Genomic DNA, 19,354 nt, shown 5'->3' on the forward strand with positions numbered 1-19,354 from the left:
CTTGACGACCGTTGGAGTCGGCGCGGTTTAAGGAGCCCGGACACGGCTCGAAGACTTCTATCCCGAAACGACCGACTGACCGAGCCATAACGCCCGGCCCGATGCTCGGCACGCTCATACCGCCTTCGCGGCGCTACTCACCCCAACGGGCCATCAGCCGATGCGGCACGCCAAGATGGTCCAGGATCCTGGCCACCATGAAATCGACGATCTGCTCGACGCGCGTGGGCTTGAAGTAAAACCCCGGATTGGCCGGCATAATGACCGCGCCGGCGCGCGCAAGACGCAACATGTTTTCGAGATGAATGGCGGTAAAGGGTGTCTCGCGGATCACCAGGATCAGCTTGCGTGACTCCTTCATCGTCACATCCGCCGCACGATCGATGAGCGAGGTCGAGACACCGGCGGCGATGCTCGCGAGCGTTCCCGTGGTGCAGGGGCAGATGACCATGGCGTCGGGTGGATTGGAGCCGCTCGCGACCGGAGCGGTCCACTGCTGGCGACCGAAGACACGCAGCTGTCCCGGTTGTGCCTTGAAGTAATCCAGGAAGAAGGCCTCCGCCTCGGCGGGCCGGGCCGGCACCTCGAGATCGGCCTCCATCTTCAGCACGACCTGGCCGGCCTGGGAGATCAGCAGATAAACCCGCATCCCGGCGGCGAGCAGGCACTCGACCAGCCGCAGCCCGTATTGGGATCCGGAGGCCCCGGTCAAGGCGACCGTGATCGTCTTGTGCCAGTCTTGAAGCGGCTCGGACATGCGCGTCCCCTCGTCCCTAGCGCGCCTGCGCCAGTCCGTCCAGGAGCTTCTGGTGGATCCCGCCGAAGCCACCGTTGCTCATGACCAACACCTGATCGCCCTCACGACACTCGGCCACCACCGCAGCGGCGAGGACGTCGAGATCCGCATGCACCGCCGCACGCTCGGCAAGCCCCGCGAAGACGGCCGCGGCATCCCACCCCAGATCCGCAGGAGCGAAAACGAAGATCCGATCCGCCGCATCGAGCGATGCGGCCAGCTCGCGATTGTGCACACCTAGACGCATGGTATTGGAGCGCGGCTCAAGCACGGCGAGGATGCGCTGCTCGCCGACACGACGGCGCAATCCCTGCAGCGTCGTCTCGATCGCCGTCGGGTGATGGGCGAAGTCGTCGAAGACACGCACGCCCGCGACCTCGCCGCGCAGCTCCATGCGACGCTTCACCCCCTTGAACCGACCCAGGGCGGTGATCCCGGCACCAACCGGGACACCCGCGTGTCGGGCCGCGGCCAAGACGGCGAGCGCGTTGTGCACGTTGTGCAGACCCGTCTGACCCCAGTCGACCTCGCCCATCGCCTGACCGTCGAGCATCACGTGGAAGCGCGAGCCGTCCGGGGAGAGCAGCCGAGCGGTCCATCGCCCCGCCTCGCCGAAGGACTCGGTCGGGGTCCAGCAGCCCATCGCCATAACCTGATCGATCGCCGGTTCGGCACCCGGATGGACGATCAGACCGCGACCCGGGACGGTGCGCACCAGATGATGGAACTGGCGCTGGATCTGGCCAAGATCCTCGAAGATGTCGGCGTGGTCGAACTCCAGATTATTGAGGATCAGGGTGCTGGGACGATAGTGGACGAACTTGGAGCGCTTATCGAAGAAGGCGGTGTCGTACTCGTCCGCCTCGACCACGAAAAAGGGTGTAGCGCCGAGACGCGCGGACAGCCCGAAATCCAGCGGCACCCCGCCGATCAGGAAGCCCGGCGCGAGACCGGCGCCCTCCAGGACCCAGGCGAGCATGCTCGCGGTCGTGGTCTTGCCGTGCGTGCCGGCCACGGCCAGCACCCAGCGATCCGACAACAGATTCTCGCGCAGCCATTCCGGACCCGAGCAATAGCGCAGGCCGCGATCCAGCATGGCCTCGACGGCCGGAATGCCACGTTTCATGGCATTGCCGACCACCACCACATCGGGCGCAGGCTCGAGGTGGCTCGGATCATAGCCCTCCATCAGCCCGATGCCGGCCGCCTCGAGCTGGGTGCTCATCGGAGGGTAGACATTGGCGTCCGAGCCGGTGACCCGGTGACCGAGCGACCGCGCCAGCAGTGCGATACCGCCCATGAAGGTGCCGCAGATGCCCAGGATATGCAGATGCATGGGTGTTCGAGCTCCTCGGAACCGTTCAAAAACAATCAACACAACGCGACGAGCGAATACCTTTACCAACTTTATTCGTTGTCGTTGTCGTTATCGATTACGACAACGACAACGATCAGGTTCGGTGCTCGATTGATTTCTGACACCTTACCTCAGGCGCCCCCGACGGCGATGCCCATCAACAGGACCACGCCGACCTTGAAGGCCACGGCGATCGCCGCGCCCTGACCGAGCGTGATCTGAAAGGTGTGACGCAGGATGTGGCCGGACACCACCACGCTCCATACGAAGACCACCAGAAGCAGGAGCGCGCCGAGAGCGGCCAGATCGGTCTCTTGTGAGTCGGTGGGATTGAAGCTGAGCGGAATCAGCGCGATCGCACCGATCACGACCCCGCTGCCCAAAAGAGCCGTCGCAGACTGAAAGAAGCGCGCATCCAGACGCATGAGGCGCAAGGCGACAAAGAGTGCCCCGAGCGTCATCGCGAGCTCGAACAGGGTCTGCGCAAGGCTCGCGCCGATCGACAAACCGGCGACGAGGCCGATCATCACCCCGACGACGAGGCTCGCAAGCGCCACGACAGCGAGCAGGATCTCCGAGGCCGGAAGATCCTGCGGGGTTCTGCGCAACGCACACAGCTCAACGAAAAATAATATCAGGGCCTGCACGGTCACATCCTTCGGCGAAACCTGACTCAATCATAACCGCCCGAGTCGCTGCTGCGGCAATCTTCATCGCGATCACCTGTCGATCGAGCGCGAGGACACACGGCGTCCAAAACCCGCACCGAGCAGCACCATTCCCGCCGCGAGTCCAATCGCCGGAGCATTGCCGAACCGCACATAGGGCGTCGCGCCGGCAAAGGGTCGCACCTGTGTAGCGAAGTCCCCGCGCTCGAAGGAGGGCACCGTCCCGAGGACCCGTCCGCGCTGATCGATGATCGCCGAGATCCCGGTGTTGGTGGCACGCAGAAGGTAGCGCCCGTTCTCGAGCGCCCGCATCCGCGCCATCTCGAGATGCTGATGCGGGGCCAGCGAATCGCCGAACCAGGCATCGTTGCTGACGTTGATCAGGAACTCGGCCTCGGGCAAGGCCTGCGAAACCTCCGCCGGGAAGGCGTCTTCGTAACAGATGGAGACACCCGCCAGGCGATCGCCGACCGCAAGCAAGGGACGCTCGGCGCTGCCGCGACTGAAGTCGGACATGGGGACCTCGAAGAGATCAACCAACGGTCCGAGCCATGCCTTGAAAGGCATGAATTCGCCGAAGGGCACCAGATGGCGCTTGGCGTAAAGATCCTCCCGGCTACCGAGACTCAGCAAGGCATTGAAGTGGCGCCCGGTGTCCGTCTCCAAGACCGGGATGCCGAGGACGATCTCGGTCCCTTCATCCCGCGCGCGAGCGGCCATCGGCTCGATCAGGACATCGCGCACATGATGTAGAAAATCCGGGATCGCCGTCTCGGGCCAGACCACCAGATCCGCACCCAGATTGCGCTCGGTCAGATCCCAGTAGATCTCCATGGTCGAGACGAGCTGATCGGGATCCCACTTCATCGCCTGCGGGATGCTCGCCTGCACCACTACGGCCCGAAAGCTCGGGCCGGACGGCGCGGTCCAGGACACCTGCTTCAGCAGCATCCCACCGCCCCAGATCAAGACCAGCGCCGCGGCAGCCACGATGCGACCCCTGCCGGACCAGCGCCCGGACCAGCGCAGGAGCCCCCAAAGCAAACCCGCCGACAGCAGGATCAGCAGACCGACGCCGTAGACGCCGAGGATCGGGGCAAAACCGCCGAGCGGTCCGTCGATCTGGGTATAGCCCAAGCTCAGCCAGGGAAAGCCGGTGAACAACCAGCCGCGCAGCCACTCGACCAGGAGATAGAGACCGGGGAACAGCAAGAGCGGGACCCGCCAGGCCGGCCCCCGATCCAGACGCCGAACCAACCAACCCAAGAATCCGTAAAAGAGCGCCATTGTCGACACGAAGACCCCGGTCATTAGATGCGCGACCCAGGCATCCATGTTGCCGAACTCGTTCAGGCTGATCCGGATCCAGAAAACCCCGAAGCCCATCAGACCGACGCCGAAGAGCCAACCCCTGAGAAAACCGATCCGAGGCGATGCGCCGTTCAGTGCGGCCAAGAACCCCAAGAGGCCGATCAAAACGAACGGATACCAACCGAAAGGGGCGAACCCCAGCACCATGACGGCACCGCTTGCGCAGGCGAGCACGGCCGACAAGAGCGGGGCAACGCGAGAGGCCGGTGACAACATGGATTCACGTCCTGGGGTTTAGGGTGACCGCGCGGGTTCTAACAGCCGATGCGATTCCGGTCAAACCTAAACCGCGTCTGGAGCGGCATGCGTCGTCATTGGATTGGATCGGCGACGGATGAAAATACGCGTGCCGGAGCTGACACGGTTCAGGATGGTCAGAAATAGAAATTCTAAACCGCGTCCCTTCCAAAGGTTCCGGGGGAGCCCTCGCCATTGAGCTCACTGCGAGCTCTACATCTCACTCTGGACGCGGTTCAGTCGTACGCCTCGTCTTTCCATTGACGCAGCGCCTTGAAGACCTCGCGAGCGGAACCGAGCGGGCGTCCCGCGGCATGCTCGGCGGCTTCTACGACCCCCGGCACACGGGTGCGCAGAAAGGGGTTGGTGGCAAGCTCGAGCTTGAGCGGCGACGGGACCGTCGGCAGATCCGCATCCCTGCGGTTCCGCTCGAACGCCATCCGAGCGCTCAACGCGGCGTTGCCGGGCTCGACCCAGTCGGCAAAACCGAGATTCGCGAGGGTGTACTCGTGTGCGCAGTACACGAGGGTCTCGGGCGGCAGCGCGGCGATCCGGTCCAAGGAATCCGAGAGCTGCTCGAAGGTGCCGTCGAAGACGCGTCCGCAACCGCCGGCGAACAGTGTATCGCCGCAGAACAGGCTGCCGGCTCCCAAGTAGGCGATGTGTGTGGAGGTGTGACCCGGCACCTCCATGATCCGAAAATCGACGCTCAGGCCCTGCGGGCGCACGACCGCCCCCCCGCCCAACGGATCGGTCAGGTCGCGAATCCTCCCGTCGACGGGGCCATAGATGCGCGCATCGGGAAAGACCGAGCGCAGCTCGCTCAATCCGCCGATGTGATCGCCGTGATGATGGGTGATCAAGACCGCGGTAAGGCGGCGATTCTCCGCGCGGAGACGATCCAGGACCGGATCGGCATCACCCGGATCCACGACCACTGCCGTTCCCGGCGCCTCGGTCAACAGCCAGATGTAATTGTCCTCGAAGGCAGGGATCGGGCGAATCTCAAGCATGGGAGGCTCCATGGCTTCGGTTATCCAAGTCGCACTTCGGCAACGTTGCCGCAATGCCGGTTGTCAGTTCTGACGAGTCCGTCACAGATCGTCACCTCGACGTCGCGCGACCCAGGCGCACTGACTAAGCTGTGCTTGGACTGGGACTCGCCGGCAACCAAATCCCCGATCGAATCCGGGACCGCGAGACGGAACAGTACCCATTCAACCGCGCCGACTCCAGCGGTCGTCACGTTTGCCGGAGCCGCTCCCATCCAAAAACATCGTATACCGCGCCGGGCGCGGTTTAGGAGTCTCGCATGAAGAATCTCGCGAACATGCTCGTCCTCGGCAGTCTGCTCGGAGGCATGCAGCCTTCCGCCCTGGCCATCGACCTCGTGAATGTCGAACAAGCCATTGCCGATCGTGGCGCGGCCTGGACGGCGGGCGAGACGGCATTGTCACGCCACACACCTGAGCAGATGAGACTCCGTTTGGGTTTAAGGTTGGACGAGACACCCGAACCCGCCGAGTGGCTCTTCGTCGCCGACGGGGCGACACTCCCCGCGTCCTTCGACTGGCGCGACCATGACGCGGTGACTCCCGTTCGCGATCAAGGTCAATGCGGGAGCTGCTGGGCATTCGCGACCGTCGCCGCCTTCGAGTCGGCCGCAATCATCGACGGTTTCGATCCTTGGGATGAATCCGAGCAGTTCCTTGTCTCCTATTCGTATCGAGATCAAGGCTGCGACGGTGGAAATCTATCGACCGCCGCCGCGTTTCTGGAACGCATCGGCACCGTCTCGGAAGACTGTCTCGCCTATCGCGCGGACGATCGTCTGCGTCCGCCGCCCTGTCGTACCTGGATCGCTCAGCGCGATGTCTTGAACCTGTGGGCCGGCGTTCCACGCACACTCGCAGATCTGAAGCAGGCTGTCTTCGAGGCACCGGTCGCGGTCGGGTTCAATGTCTTCGATGACTTCCGGTTTTACCAAGGCGGTATCTACACGCATGTCAGCGGAGAGCTCGCCGGCGGGCATGGCGTTCTGATCGTCGGATGGAACGATGCCGAGGAATACTTCATCGTGAAGAACAGTTGGGGTCCGGACTGGGGCGAGGATGGGTATTTTAGGATCGCTTATTCCGAGGTCGACAACGATGTCGAGTTCGGGATGGACGCCGTCGTGCTCATGGGCATCCGTTCGAGCGCGCCTCGTAACGATTGAGTCTCACGAAATCCTTTGGCCTCTGCCCCTCGATCACGACAGAGGCCATTGCTCATGCCGCAGACAACGCCCAGCCGGGATCAATAACCCGATATTTGATGATGTTGTGGACTGAAACACGGGGGTTACAGTAAGCGCTCGGAGAGGCGGCGACTGGAAACCGCAACGTCCTCTCGCCCCATCCGCTGCCGGCGAGGGTTGCCATGAGCTCGCATCCACTCACTCACCACGAGATCTTCACCCTGGTGGAGCCCTTCACGCGGCGCGGACGGCATGTCGACCTCGCCGCGAGCGACCGTATCGAGCGACGACTTCTGTTCAAGTCGTTCGATCACGGCGAGGACAAGGTCGAGCTGAAAGGCGTGCGGGAGATCCTGCTGCTCGAGAACCCCAAACCGGACAAATTTCGGCTCACGCGTACACTGTGCCATCCCGACGACTTGGAGGCGGATCTGGTGGTCGAAGGCCCGGACCCCGGCGACCTTCTCGATCGCATCGAGTCCATCGATCCACGCCGTCATTTTCGCGAGAAAAGCAGATACAGGATCGCCCGAAGCTACCGTTTGGAATCCACCACGGGAGGTGCCGTCGACGCCACCACCCCGACGCGCCTGCTCTTGACGCGCGGCGCGGCCCAGGTCGAGGGTCTGACCCTGACGATGAAGGCACAAACCGGCCGCGGAATGCCGGCCGAGCTGGAGCTACACGCCGAGGACGGCGATACCATCGCGTTGCCGGAGGACATGCTGGCGGTGATCGGATGGGATTGGCGCCGTCTGAATCGTGTCAAGACCTGTTGGAAGAGCACCCTGCGGTTACGTGGGAAGGAGCCCGACCGTAGCCGCGACGCCGAGGTCAAGCTAGCCCGGACGGTCGAGCATCTGGCCGAAACGCTCCGCGAGTCGCCAGCGCACTACCATGAGCGGCTGGTCGCGGCACGTTGGCATGTCGCCTTTCGGCGCGCACTCCCGCTGCTGATCGGTCTGGGTCTGATCTTCGGCGCACCCGCGATCCAGTTCCTGGAGCTCTCCGAGGAATCGCTGATTCGAATGCTGATCTTTCACTCCCCACCCCTGCTCATGGTGCTCTTCTTCACGATGAAGGAGATGCCGCGCATCGAGATCCCGCCCTTCCCGAAACCCTTGAACACGTCCGCTTGGCGAGAAGCGCCGTCGAGTCCGACCAGCGAGATGCCGAAGACCTCGACGCAGGAAGCATGACAGTGCCCTGCGCCGAAATCGAGACGCGATTGGATTGGGCATCGTCCAAGACTGCAACCGACTTAGGAACGGCTAAAAAACAAGTAAAACAACTCGACGAGAGAAATCCTTTGCCACGGTTTTCGTTGTCGTTGTCGCAATCGTAATCGACAACGACAACGACAACCACAACCACAACGACAACGACAACGACAACGACAACGACAACGACAATGATTGGACCCGTAGGTTGGGCAAAGCGCAGCGTGCCCAACACACTACCGGCTTCTCGGACCAGAAGAGTTCACTTGAACCGCGTCCGCTTTGACGCGCATTGAGATCACGACAAGCCGAGCCACCTTAATCAATGTGCATGTTGCACCGGGTCGCGGTTAAACCTTGGGAGATCAGCAGTCAAGATGCTCGGCAACCCGATGAACATCCCCCCCGTCTCGATCGCCGCGGCCAAGGCCGCGCTGGTCGAGCAGTATTCCGATCCGATCCTGCGTCGACGCGCTTCCATGCTCTGGGGCACGCGCGGCGTGGGAAAGTCCTCGATCGTGCGACAGGTGGCCGACCACTTCGGGGTCCCCTTGGTGGATCTGCGACTGACCACGATCGAGCCGGTCGATATCCGCGGCGCCATCTATGCCGACGACACCCTGGCCAAAACGGTCTGGTTCCCGCCCGAGTTCCTGCCCTCGCCCGACCAGCCGGACGGCATCCTCTTTCTCGACGAGCTCACGGCCGCGGATCAGCGACTGCAGATCTCGGCCTACTCGTTGATCCTCGACCGTCGGGTCGGTCACTATCGCCTGCCGGACGGCTGGCAGGTGGTGGCCGCGGGCAACGCCAGCTTCCACGGTGCGGTCTGTCACGACATGGGCACGGCCCTGGCCGATCGCATGTTCCATTTCAACGTCCAGACCGTCATCGACGCCTTTCTGGCGCATGCGATCGCCATGGACTTCGCCCCCGAGGTGATGGCCTACCTCAAGGTCCGCCCGGACAAGCTCGACGACACCCAGTCGCAGCTCGCCAACGACCATCTGATCGGCGCCAGCCCGCGCGGGTGGGAAGACATCTCCAACGTCCTGAAATCAAGGCTCTCCGAGAACGCCAAACGGGTCTTCGTGCAGGGCCGCATCGGGGCCGCCAACGCGGCGGAGTTCTTCGGGGTGCTGCGCGAGATCCAGGCCGGCACCGACGTGGTGCGACTGCTGGCGAGCCGCCCGGGTTCGGAGACCGCCGCCTTGCTGCCCCGAACGCTCGACGGGCTCTACGGCATGATCTACGGCCTGCTCGCCGCCAGCAACGACGCCGACACCCTGGCGCGAGCACTCGAGATCGTCGAGCAGTTTCCGGACATGCGGAGCGACGTTCCTCTGCCCATTCGCGAGTCTCAAACGCTCGCGATGGAGCTTCTGATGCAAAAGGCGTTGGAGGTCGGGTTGGAGGCGACCGTTTTGGACAGTGCGAGCTATCGGCACTATCTGGATGAGCGGCGGAGCGAGGGGTGAGGGATCAGTGGTGAGTTGAATCCTGATGAATGATCTTTATCGGCATCGCGGGACGCGCGCGATTCAGCAGATGGTGGAATTCGCACCCTCCACGGGCGGGCTTGCGCTCTGGGTCAAGCACCGAGATCTGCCGCCCGAGATCGACCCCGGCCCGGTCGCGACCGACGGGGATACCGTCTATTACGGCGCCACCTTCGAGGAGCTCACACTCCACCTGCAGGTCGGTCTCATCGCGCATGAGGTGCTGCATATCGCCTTGCGGCATCCTCAACGCTATCTCGATCTGCAGCAGCTCTTGGGAGATGTGGATCTCGAGCTCTTCAACATCTGTGCGGACGCCATCGTCAACAGCGCCTTGAGTCACCTGAGCTGGCTCGAGCTGCCGGTCTCGTCGGTGTTTCTCGACAAGCTCCTGCTCGCCACGCTCGGCATCGAAGTCGGTGTCGACAAGGCCCTGCTCGAATGGGACGTCGAGCGCCTCTATCGCGCCATCGACGACCGCCGTGCTTCGGACAAGGGCCGAGCCCAGAAGACCCGCAGACGTCGCCGCGGCGGCATCGGCGACAGCCAACCGGGTGCGGAGGGTCGCGCGTCGCGGGAGGAGATCGACGAGTCATCCCAATCCGAGGTCCGCGAGGACGGCCCGATGTCCGCGCGGGTCAGGTCACTTGGCGCCGAGACCCATGCCGACCTCTTCCCCCAACCGGATGCGCAGAAGCAACCCGAATTGGAGGCCGAGCAGGCACGCGAGTGGAGCGAGCGCATCCTGCGTGCGCATGCCGGAGATGGTGCGCACTCCATGCTCCGCGCCCTGATCGCGGATCTTCCGAAGATCCGCACGCCGTGGGAGCAGATTCTGCGGACCCAGCTGGCACGCGGTCTCTCGATTCAGCCCAATCTCTCCTGGTCCAGGCCGGCCCGATCCTATATCGCGAATCAGGGCCGGATAGGCCCGGGGCGACGCCTGCCCTGGGAGCCCGGCATCAGCTCGGCGAAGTCGGTGCCACGCCTGGTGGTGATCGTCGACGTCTCGGGCTCGATCGAGGAGAACCTGATGGAGCGCTTCGCCGGCGAGATCGAGGCGATCACGCGACGCTTGGAGGCCGGCCTCGTGCTGGTAATCGGCGACCGCATCGTACAACGGGTCGCGCACTTCAAGCCGGGGCAATCGGACCTGCGCGAGATCGCATTCAACGGCGGCGGCGGGACGGATTTCACCCCGCTGCTCGAAGAGGCCGATAAGCACGGCCCGGATATCGGCGTCGTCCTGACCGATCTGGACGGTCCCGCGAGGTTCCGCCCGGACTGGCCGGTCATCTGGGCCGTACCCGAATCCTACGCGACGCCTGATCAGCCGTTCGGCCGCAAGCTGCTCTTGAGCTGAGCCGCATCGAGTGCGAGGATCCGAGGTCAAGCCGATAATCTTGGCCCGAAGGAGAGCTTCACGATGGTTGCGAGAAAGATCGAAGGCATCAGCCCGGAAGAGGCAGACGCACTGATCGCCCCGGCCTACGCACGACGCGGCATGCAGGCGGAGGTCCCGAAATACCGCCTTCCAGACCATGAGATGCTCCCGCAGCTCGCCTACGACATCATCCACGACGAGTTGATGCTCGACGGCCACGCACGGCTGAACATGGCAACCTTCGTCACCACCTGGATGGAGCCGCAGGCCGAGCGGTTGATGACGGAGGCCTTCGACAAGAATCTGATCGACAAGGACGAGTACCCGAGAACGGCCGCCATCGAAGAGCGCTGCATCAACATCGTCTCCAATTTGTTCAATGCGCCAGACCAAGGGGTCGGCGCATCGGCGATCGGCTCGAGCGAGGCGGTGATGCTCGCCGGCATGGCCCTGAAATGGCGCTGGCGTGATCGGCGTCGGGCACAGGGCCAGCCGACCGACCGACCCAACCTGGTCCTCGGTGCCAACGTGCAGGTCGTCTGGGAGAAGTTCTGCCGTTACTGGGAGGTCGAGCCGCGCTACATCCCGATGGAAAAGGGTCGCTACGTGATCCGCCCGGACGAGGTGCTCGCGCGCACCGACGAGAACACCATCGGCGTCGTCGCCATCCTCGGGACCACATTCACCGGCGAGTACGAGCCCATCGAGGAGATCCACGCGGCGCTCGCGGCGCAGAACGCGAGCAGCGGCCTGGAGATCCCGATGCATGTCGATGCCGCCAGCGGCGGCTTCGTCGCACCCTTTCTGCAGCCCGATCTGAAGTGGGACTTCCGCCTGCCGATGGTGAAGTCCATCAATGTCTCCGGACACAAGTATGGGTTGGTCTATCCCGGCATCGGCTGGGTCCTGTGGCGCAGCCACGCGGATCTGCCCGATGATCTCGTCTTTCGCGTCAACTATCTCGGCGGCGACATGCCGACCTTCACGCTGAACTTCTCGCGCCCCGGCAATCAGGTCATCGGGCAGTACTACAACTTCCTGCGCCTCGGTCGAGCCGGTTATACCCAGATCATGGAAGCCCTGCGCGAGACGGCCATAACACTCGCCCGGGGTATCGCCGAGATCGGACCCTTCGAGCTCGTAAGTGACGGCAGTGCCATACCCGTCTTCGCCTTCAAGCTCAAAGACGAGATCAACCGATACAACGTCTTCGATGTCTCGCGCAAGCTGCGCGAGTCCGGCTGGCAGGTACCAGCCTACACCATGCCGGAGCACGCCGAGGCGGTTGCGGTCCTGCGCATCGTGATTCGCGAGGGCTTCAGCGCCGATATGGCGGCGATGCTGCTCGAGGATATCCGCAAGGCGGTTGTGTATTTCGACTCCCTGAGCCACCACGAGCCGATGGCGCCGGCCCCTGGCTTCGCCCATTGAGACGCGCCGGCTCCTGCAGCCCCGGTGTTTGCCGCACCCGGGCATCCGCACAGACGGCGCCTCTTCCGCTCGATCGGAGATCCAAATGATCATCAGCGCCTACATCAAGACGACACCCCCGGCGCACGGACAGGGCATCCGCCTGGTCGTGCTCCAAGACAAAGGGCCGGCTGGGACAGATCAGGCCATCGAGCACAACCTCGCCCGGCTCGCGGCGGCCGTCGACATGGCGCTGGACTACGGTGCGCAGCTGATCAGCTTCCCCGAGCTGTATCTCAGCGGCTATGCGGTGCCCCCGGACCGACTCCACGCCTTGGCGATGGAGAACAACGGCGTGATCCTCGAGCGGGTCGCCGCGATTGCGGCGGCCAAGGCGATCGGCATCGTCTGTCCCTACCCCGAGAAGGCCAGTGTGGCGGGCGAGACGCGGTTTTACGATGCGATCGCCCTGTTCGGACCCGACGGCACACTCCTGAAAAACTACCGCAAGACACACCTCTGGGGACCCGACGAAAAGAAGATCTGGCAGCCGGGATACACCCATCCGGAGGAAGGCGAAGCCTTTGGCGTTCACGAGATCAATGGCCTGCCGATCGGGCTGCTGAACTGCTACGAGGCGGAGTTCCCGGAGCTTACGCGGCGGCTCGCCCTTGATGGCGCCAAGCTCGTCGTCATCCCGACCGCCGCGGACAAATCGACCAAACTCTCGGGCGGCAGATGGACATCGCCGGCGTATCCCGACGTCTCCAAGACACTGATACCCGCACATGCGTGGGAGAACACTCTCTTCATCGCCTACTGCAACCGCTGCCTCGAGGAGACCCTGGAGGGCGAGCTTGTGGGGCACTATCTCGGCAACAGTGTGATCATCGATCCCCACGGCGGGGTCATGGTCGCCGCAAGGAACGAAGCGACACTCTTGATCGCGGACTGCGTGCCCGCCGACTACGGGCCGACCCATCCCGAGAACACCGACTATCTCGAGGATCGGCGCCCCGAACTTTATTAAGGACAAGGATCAGATTCAGTGCTCGGCTTATTTCTGACACGTTGCCAAATCGGGATTCGCGCCGTGCAGATCGCACCCGCAAAACAAAAAAGGCCAGGCTGATGCCTGGCCTTTTACGTGCCGATGCGCCCGAGGCGCACCGGCATTCAAGCAGATCTTACTTGACTTGGGGCTGAGCCGGAGCAACCGGCGCCACCGGGGCGACCGGCGCTGCGTAGGGGTAGGCGTAAGGGTAGCCGCCACCGTAGTAAGGCGCACCATAGCCGTAGTAGGGGTTGTTGTAGCCGTAGCCGTTCCCGTAGCCGCGACCCAGACCGCGACCGTAGCCGCGACCGCTGCCGCCGCCGCTCATACCGAAGTTGAAATCACCGTAGCCATCACCGAACATGTCGCTGAAGGCATCGCCGAGACCGGAGCCGTAGCCGGGGCCGTAACCGCCGTAGCCCGGGCCCCACCAAGCGGACGCGGAAGCGGAAGCACCGAGGAGGGCGGCGATGGCAGCAGCAGTAGCAAGCTTGTTCATTCTATTCTCCGAATCGATTATGTTGTTGGCAGCAAGCGTGAAGTCCGTATCGGCCTCCACTGGCGAGCAGTATATTAGAAATTGCTAAATTAGCAAGCGCTAATTTAACTTCGAGCTGCGGTTTGCCATTGCTCAAAGTGATTCCTTCGAGATGCCCCCCTGCCCCAGCTGCCTGAATGCCGCCGGCTCCTGCGCAAGATCGGGCGATGCCGGACCGGCGCGCCACAGACGCCAACGCAGGCCGGGCTGGGTCGCGATCCCGACGACAGCATCGCGGATTCGCCCCGAGGGATCGACCACGAAGGTGGACGGCACCCCGACCACGCCCCACCGGCCCGCGATCTGCCCGGTCGGGTCGGCGATGACCGGGAAGGCGTGACCCGCCTCCGCCATATAGCGGCGCAGCTCGTGCGGACCGCCCGATTGCATCGCGACGGTCACCACCGCGTGGTCCTCGGCGATCGCAGCGACAGCACCGTCCATCAGACCGCAGACCGGGCACCAACTCGCCCAAAAGTGCACCAGCACCGGCCGCCCTGCAAGGCCGGCAAGCTCGAAGACCTGTCCATCCAGGGTAACGCCGACGAGCGGCGGCGCAGCGCCCGTGGCCAAGGGTCGCGCCTTCCACCATTGGACGGCGCCGAAGATCGCCAGGACCAGAACGATGTTGATGACCCAATCGCGCAGACGTTTGGCTCGCCGAGCGGAGACACTCGGGGAGTGATTATCGGACATGCGGCAGACCCTCGAAGAGGCCCTCGAACCGAGACTCCGGGTCGAGTTCCGCGAGCCCGGCGATGCGCAAGAGGTCGGCCGGGCCCTGCGTTTCGCGGCGAATCCCGCAGATCGGCGGTCTGCCAGCCCAGATCTGAACCGAGCACATGGGGCCGGACAAGGGCCGGAAGATCTCGGCACCCATCGGCGGCAATCCCAGCAGACCGAGGGTCGCAGCATCCAAGGCACCGCCGGTCTTGCGCAGACCGTTGCGCCATTGGAAGGCGTCGAGCGCGGCGAGCGTTGCCGGGTCGACCTTTCCCGCGAACGGCATCGTCGTGTAAGACACACGCTTCTTCTTTTTCTTGTCGCGCCAAACGGACTTTCGGGTCGGCTGTTTCAAGAGCTCGCGCTCGGCCAAGGCCGTTTGCAGCTGAACCAAATGCGGTGCGGCCAATCGCTGCAACCCGCTCGGCAGTGTCTTGATTCGACTCAGATCGGGCGAATCGGCCAAGGACACCTGTTGGCCGGCCTGCAGCGCGGCATAGCGCGCGATGCGGCGATCGTAGATCTCGAGCGCGACCCGCTCGGCCGGCATGAGGCGATGTCGATGCTCCGGATCGTCCGGCTCGGCCTTACCGACCGCTTCTCTGAAGTCGCGCAGCGCCTTCTGCACCGCGGGATCGCGCGTGTCGGTCCCCGACGCGGTCGCGGGCAAGAATCCGAGGTGACGCAGGGCCGCGGCTGCACGCGGCGGCAGCGTCTCCATCGGCATGTCCTCGCCTCGCCTCACCAGTGCGGCGAGGAGTGCCTTGTAGTGGCAGGTTTCGTCTCGATCGAGCGGCCCGGTTACCAGCGCCGCAGGAACCGTCACGCGCCGCTCGGGTCCATGGCTGAAGGTCGCCGGCTCGACCGGCTTCGCCGGGTCGAAGGCCCGCTCCGGCAGATCGCCGCCGGCCAAAGCGAAGCCGACACCGTACTTGGCCCGCACCATCGACGGCTGGCTCTCGGCCCGCACGCGCCTGGCCAGATGATCCAGGAACTCGCCCCAGGTATAGGGCTGCGTCTGCCCCCGGCCGTCGCGGTAGAACATCCCAAGGTTGCCCGTGACCGTCGGCGAGTCGGCGGGCAGGCCCCACTGCGACGACACCGCCGGCGGCGCGTCGAAGGCATAAGGGGCGTCGGGCGCGGACGCATAGGCCGCGGCCATGAGCGCAGGCGCCGGCCCGGACGCGGCCCCGGACACGACGACATCGTCCGAAGGCCGGCGCGCGTAGATCATCACATCCGAGGGCTGCAGAGACCCGGATAATCGATCCGCCCGCCGCAAACCGAGCGGCTCGGAGCGCTCGCGGCGCGTGCCGAGGCTCAGATCCGCGGCGACCCGAGGCGCGGAGTGCGGCGCGATTTCCGGCTGCAGGCTTGCGAAGTCGGTGCGCGATGCCGTGTCCCCCGGCGCATCCTGCAGGGGCACCGTCGGCTCTTCGACAGGCTTCACGCAAAGGGTGTCCTGCGCCTCGCCGAGCGCCAGCGCCAGGACCCGTCGCCCCTCCCCGGCACCGAGAAAGTGAAAGAGATAATCCTCCTCGGGCGTCGTCGCCCCCGAATCCAGACTCAGGTAGTGCTTGGCAAAGGCAAGCACCGCGAAGTTGTGACGCAGCAGCTGCAGCTCCTCGTCCTTGGCATCGCGCACGCCCTCGATCGCGTCTCTGATCAGGCGACGGACCTGTGCGTCGGAGAACGGGCCTTCCCCCAGGTCCATGGGCTCGCGATCCGCCCTGGCCTCGGTCGCACTCAACAGCTCGGTGCCGTACTTCTTGATGATGCCGTGGAAGGTTGAGGGCAGGAACTGCCACACACCGGTCGCCGAGCCCAGCCGCCCCTCGGCGATGGTGGGCCGCACATGGTCGTTCCAGGTGTAGGCGCTTTCCATCTCTCCGGTGGCCAGCGCCTGCCCGAGATTGGTCCCGGTCCGCTCGGCGACCTCGAGCAGAACGAGCATCTGTCGCGGGGAGATATCCTGTGTTCGGTCGTAGTCGCGCCACCGGGTCTCCGACCAGGTGCGATAGGCCGCGAGCATCAGCGCATGCGCACTGCCGTCCGTGGTGTAGACGGCATCGGTCACCGAGACCGCGCTCGTCGTATCCTCGCTCGACTCCGCACCGACCGACCAAGCGGATGCCGACATCAAGGTCAGCGCGCAAACCGCGACCCCGACGAGATCGCGCATAAAGCCGAACTGTCTCATCCTCATTTCCGATCGCCTCCTTTAAACCGCGTCCAGAGCGAAATGCGTCATTTTCATGTTGCGTTTGGCTTCGGAGATGTCCTCGATCTCGGTGAGACGCGGTTTAAAATTTAAAATTTTTCAATCATTTAAACTGCGCCGACTACAACGGTCGTCAAGGCTGCCGGAGCCGATCCCATCCAAGAACATCGCATACCCCACCGGACGCGGTTTAGGTTCAAAACAGCGTCCACCAGGCGACGGCAAGGCCGGCCAAACCCGCGCCGAGCAGCGGCAGGGCGACGCGCAGACCCAGCGCCCGGCCACCGACCGAAGCCGCAATGATACCTTTGACTAGGCTGTTGACCGCTGCGGCAATGACGATGCTCGAGACCGCAATGCCGAGGGGCAGCTCGTCCCGGCTTATGCGCGCGATCGTGAGTGTGATGGCATCCACATCTGCGATGCCCGAGGCGGCGGCCAGCATCATGATGCCGCTCGCGCCGACCCAGCTCTCGAGCCCTTTCGCCGACACCATCACGAGCGCGAGCAGAAGTCCGAAGCCGACCGCGGATTTCAGCTCAAGCGGGTTATCGAGAAGCGCGTCCGCATCGCCGTCGCCGCCGCGCGGCTGGGTCAGCCAGAAGACGGCCGCGAATCCGTAAGCGATCAGGGCCATCGTCGCGGCAGGCCAGAGCAACGACGGCAGCAATGGCGGGTGGATCAGGGTCGACACCAGCAGCATTCGGGGGAACATGGTCGCACAGGCCACCAGGATTGCGGTCGCCAGCACGGGGGCCATCTCTGTGCGAGCACGCGCCAAGCGCGAGAAATGTAGGGTCAGTGCGGTCGAAGACGCAAGACCGCCGAAGAGACCGGTGAACAAGATCCCGCGCCGTGTCCCCACGAGCTTCATCGCGTAATAACCGACAAAGGAGATGCTCGCAATCAGCACCACCATCCACCAGATTTCACGCGGGTTGACAGCATTCCAGGGACCGTACCCCTGATCCGGCAATATCGGCAACAAGACCACCGAGATCAGCAGAAGCGTCAGACTGGCCTTGAGATCCTTCTGCTCGATGGCGTGGATCCAGCGGTGGATGAGCGGCTTGTATCCCAGCACCAAGGCAGTGACCACGGCCGCAGCCGCGGCGGCCGCCAGCTCGCCGAGCACCGCAAGCGCCCCGAGCAAGAAGGTCATCAAGCCGGCGACGAGGCTGGTGATGCCGACATCCTCGTCGCGTCTGTAGTCCAGAACATGCGCAACCGTCAGGGCCCCGGCAAGCCCCACGAAGATCAGTCCCAACGTCAATCCGCCCGAAGGTCCTGCGACAAGCCCGGAAATCCCGCCGAGAAATCCGAGCAAGGCATAAGTGCGAACACCCGCAACGCGTCGCCCTTCCTCGGCACTGCGGTCCTTCCAACCGCGCTCCACGCCGATCAGCAGACCGATGGCCAAAGCGACAGCCAGCTCGGCGAAGACGTGGTGACCCTCCAGCATCACGCGAGCGCGTCGGCTTGGCTCGGGCTGCTCGTCAGGGCGTCTCGCGGCCCCGTGCCGCGAGAGGTCCTGCTGATGCACCCGAGAGCGTGCACTAATCGGCGCCGGGGCGCCCGGATCCCAATCATATCGACCCTCCGATCTCGATGAGCTCGCGCAAAACCGTCGTCGCATAGGCGCCGGCAGGCAACGAGAAAGATAGCGTCAATCCGTCGTCGATCCGTTGCGCGCCAAGATCGACTACCGGTAGGCGCAAGGACCGACGCTCCTGCACGAGTCCGAAGGCGGCAAACCCCTCGCACCAGGTCGGAAAGCGCATGCCAACCTCGTCTTCGAGCTGCCGGACCGCTCCGCGCGAAGGCAGCTCGCCCTTGCCCCACAGGGGACCCGTCGGATGCACGTCCATCCCCTCGCAGCGCGCGCGCGTCGGGGCGTCGAGGGTTTCGGCCAGGAAATAGGAGTTGGATCCGGCGAGCTGAAGACAGTCCCCGTCGAGCGACTTGTCCCAATCGCCACTTCGAACCCGTTCGGCCAAGACCTCGTTGAAGATCTGCGAGCGTGCGGCGGAGAGCCATAGGCCGGACTGATGGCGAGGAATCCGACCGGCCGTCCCGGCGAAGAGGGCATGGGCACGCACCAGATTGGAGTGGTCATGCCCGAAGCGTTGCTCGCCGAAGTAGTTCGGGATTCCGACCGCGCGGATCGACGCGAGCCGTTCGTCGAGCCCTGGCACGGTCTCGGGCTCGAGATCGCGCACCAGGATATCGAAACGGTTTCCGGCCAGGGCACCCCGCTTGAGCTTACGTCGATGCGGATGCGCCTCCATGACCTCGATACCCTCCTCGACGAGGATCGACCAATCCGGTACGCCTTTGCGCGGACGCGGGATCGAGAACCACTGGAGGGTCACGGCATGTCGGTCCTTCAGACCGGCATAGCCCACCGTGGAGACCGACACACCCGCGACACGGGCCAGGCGGCGTGCCGCCCATTCGGTGTTGGCGCCGGTCTTTCGGACCCGCAGCAGGAGATGATCGCCCTCGCCGTCCGGGGCGAACCCGAGCTGCTCATCGACCCGGAAATCCTCCGGTCGAGCACGCAAGCGCCCTCGGGCAAGGGGAGCGCCGTGCGCTCGGGGTAGGGAGTCGACCGGTAACCAGCTCGGCAGCAACACC

The 19,354-nt window shown here is 64.2% G+C and carries 16 protein-coding genes; 6 read left to right on the top strand and 10 right to left on the bottom strand.

Features of this window, described 5'->3' with window-relative positions; translation table 11 throughout:
- Positions 1-133: 133 nt before the first annotated feature.
- The 5 genes from AADX97_RS00725 to gloB all read right to left on the bottom strand — a co-directional run bounded on the left by AADX97_RS00725 (position 134) and on the right by gloB (position 5,442).
- Positions 134-757 (bottom strand): flavin prenyltransferase UbiX, encoded by a 624-nt coding sequence (locus tag AADX97_RS00725; protein ID WP_374232816.1) that lies wholly within the window; start codon positions 755-757, stop codon positions 134-136.
- A gap of 16 nt (positions 758-773) precedes the next feature.
- On the bottom strand, positions 774-2,132 hold the full coding sequence (mpl, locus tag AADX97_RS00730) for a UDP-N-acetylmuramate:L-alanyl-gamma-D-glutamyl-meso-diaminopimelate ligase (RefSeq protein WP_374232814.1): 1,359 nt from the start codon (positions 2,130-2,132) through the stop codon (positions 774-776).
- A 152-nt stretch (positions 2,133-2,284) separates the two neighbouring features.
- Positions 2,285-2,800, bottom strand: coding sequence for a hypothetical protein (locus tag AADX97_RS00735; RefSeq protein WP_374232813.1), 516 nt, complete (start codon positions 2,798-2,800; stop codon positions 2,285-2,287).
- A gap of 72 nt (positions 2,801-2,872) precedes the next feature.
- Positions 2,873-4,408 carry an apolipoprotein N-acyltransferase gene (lnt, locus tag AADX97_RS00740; RefSeq protein ID WP_374232812.1) on the bottom strand — a complete coding sequence of 512 codons (1,536 nt, stop codon included), beginning with the start codon at positions 4,406-4,408 and terminating at the stop codon, positions 2,873-2,875.
- 257 nt (positions 4,409-4,665) lie between these two features.
- The gene (gene gloB, locus AADX97_RS00745) at positions 4,666-5,442 is read right to left on the bottom strand and encodes a hydroxyacylglutathione hydrolase (RefSeq protein WP_374232811.1); all 777 of its coding nucleotides are present in this window, start codon (positions 5,440-5,442) and stop codon (positions 4,666-4,668) included.
- 299 nt (positions 5,443-5,741) lie between these two features.
- Between gloB and AADX97_RS00750 the strand changes: the two genes are divergently transcribed.
- The 6 genes from AADX97_RS00750 (at position 5,742) to AADX97_RS00775 (ending at position 13,211) form a co-directional block, all read left to right on the top strand.
- Entirely contained in the window at positions 5,742-6,647 is a 906-nt protein-coding gene (locus AADX97_RS00750) for a C1 family peptidase (protein WP_374232810.1), read from the top strand.
- A 203-nt stretch (positions 6,648-6,850) separates the two neighbouring features.
- Positions 6,851-7,867 (top strand): hypothetical protein, encoded by a 1,017-nt coding sequence (locus tag AADX97_RS00755; RefSeq protein WP_374232809.1) that lies wholly within the window; start codon positions 6,851-6,853, stop codon positions 7,865-7,867.
- A 413-nt stretch (positions 7,868-8,280) separates the two neighbouring features.
- The gene (locus AADX97_RS00760; RefSeq protein ID WP_374232808.1) at positions 8,281-9,366 is read left to right on the top strand and encodes an AAA family ATPase; all 1,086 of its coding nucleotides are present in this window, start codon (positions 8,281-8,283) and stop codon (positions 9,364-9,366) included.
- A 25-nt stretch (positions 9,367-9,391) separates the two neighbouring features.
- Complete coding sequence (locus AADX97_RS00765) at positions 9,392-10,750, top strand: VWA-like domain-containing protein (RefSeq protein WP_374232807.1); 1,359 nt, start codon at positions 9,392-9,394, stop codon at positions 10,748-10,750.
- 63 nt (positions 10,751-10,813) lie between these two features.
- A complete protein-coding gene (locus AADX97_RS00770; RefSeq protein ID WP_374232806.1) occupies positions 10,814-12,202 on the top strand; it encodes a glutamate decarboxylase in 1,389 nt (462 codons plus the stop codon).
- A gap of 85 nt (positions 12,203-12,287) precedes the next feature.
- On the top strand, positions 12,288-13,211 hold the full coding sequence (locus AADX97_RS00775; protein ID WP_374232805.1) for a carbon-nitrogen hydrolase family protein: 924 nt from the start codon (positions 12,288-12,290) through the stop codon (positions 13,209-13,211).
- Between the two features lie 157 nt (positions 13,212-13,368).
- Here AADX97_RS00775 and AADX97_RS00780 read toward each other — a convergent pair whose 3' ends face one another.
- The 5 genes from AADX97_RS00780 to truD form a co-directional block, all read right to left on the bottom strand.
- On the bottom strand, positions 13,369-13,734 hold the full coding sequence (locus AADX97_RS00780; RefSeq protein WP_374232804.1) for a sulfur globule family protein: 366 nt from the start codon (positions 13,732-13,734) through the stop codon (positions 13,369-13,371).
- 132 nt (positions 13,735-13,866) lie between these two features.
- Positions 13,867-14,469, bottom strand: a complete 603-nt coding sequence (locus tag AADX97_RS00785) for a protein disulfide oxidoreductase (protein ID WP_374232803.1) — start codon at positions 14,467-14,469, stop codon at positions 13,867-13,869.
- Positions 14,459-16,702: a peptidoglycan-binding protein gene (locus AADX97_RS00790; protein ID WP_374238580.1), complete on the bottom strand. Its 2,244-nt coding sequence runs from the start codon at positions 16,700-16,702 to the stop codon at positions 14,459-14,461. Before AADX97_RS00790 ends, AADX97_RS00785 begins: the two co-directional genes overlap by 11 nt.
- Positions 16,703-16,913: 211 nt before the next feature.
- On the bottom strand, positions 16,914-18,179 hold the full coding sequence (locus tag AADX97_RS00795) for an MgtC/SapB family protein (RefSeq protein ID WP_374232801.1): 1,266 nt from the start codon (positions 18,177-18,179) through the stop codon (positions 16,914-16,916).
- A gap of 124 nt (positions 18,180-18,303) precedes the next feature.
- Positions 18,304-19,353 carry a tRNA pseudouridine(13) synthase TruD gene (truD, locus tag AADX97_RS00800; RefSeq protein ID WP_374232800.1) on the bottom strand — a complete coding sequence of 350 codons (1,050 nt, stop codon included), beginning with the start codon at positions 19,351-19,353 and terminating at the stop codon, positions 18,304-18,306.
- Between the last annotated feature and the right edge of the window lies 1 nt (position 19,354).

It is taken from the genome of Thiocapsa sp. C2-2m (genome assembly GCF_041903745.1).
GTDB lineage: Bacteria > Pseudomonadota > Gammaproteobacteria > Chromatiales > Chromatiaceae > Thiocapsa > Thiocapsa roseilacustris.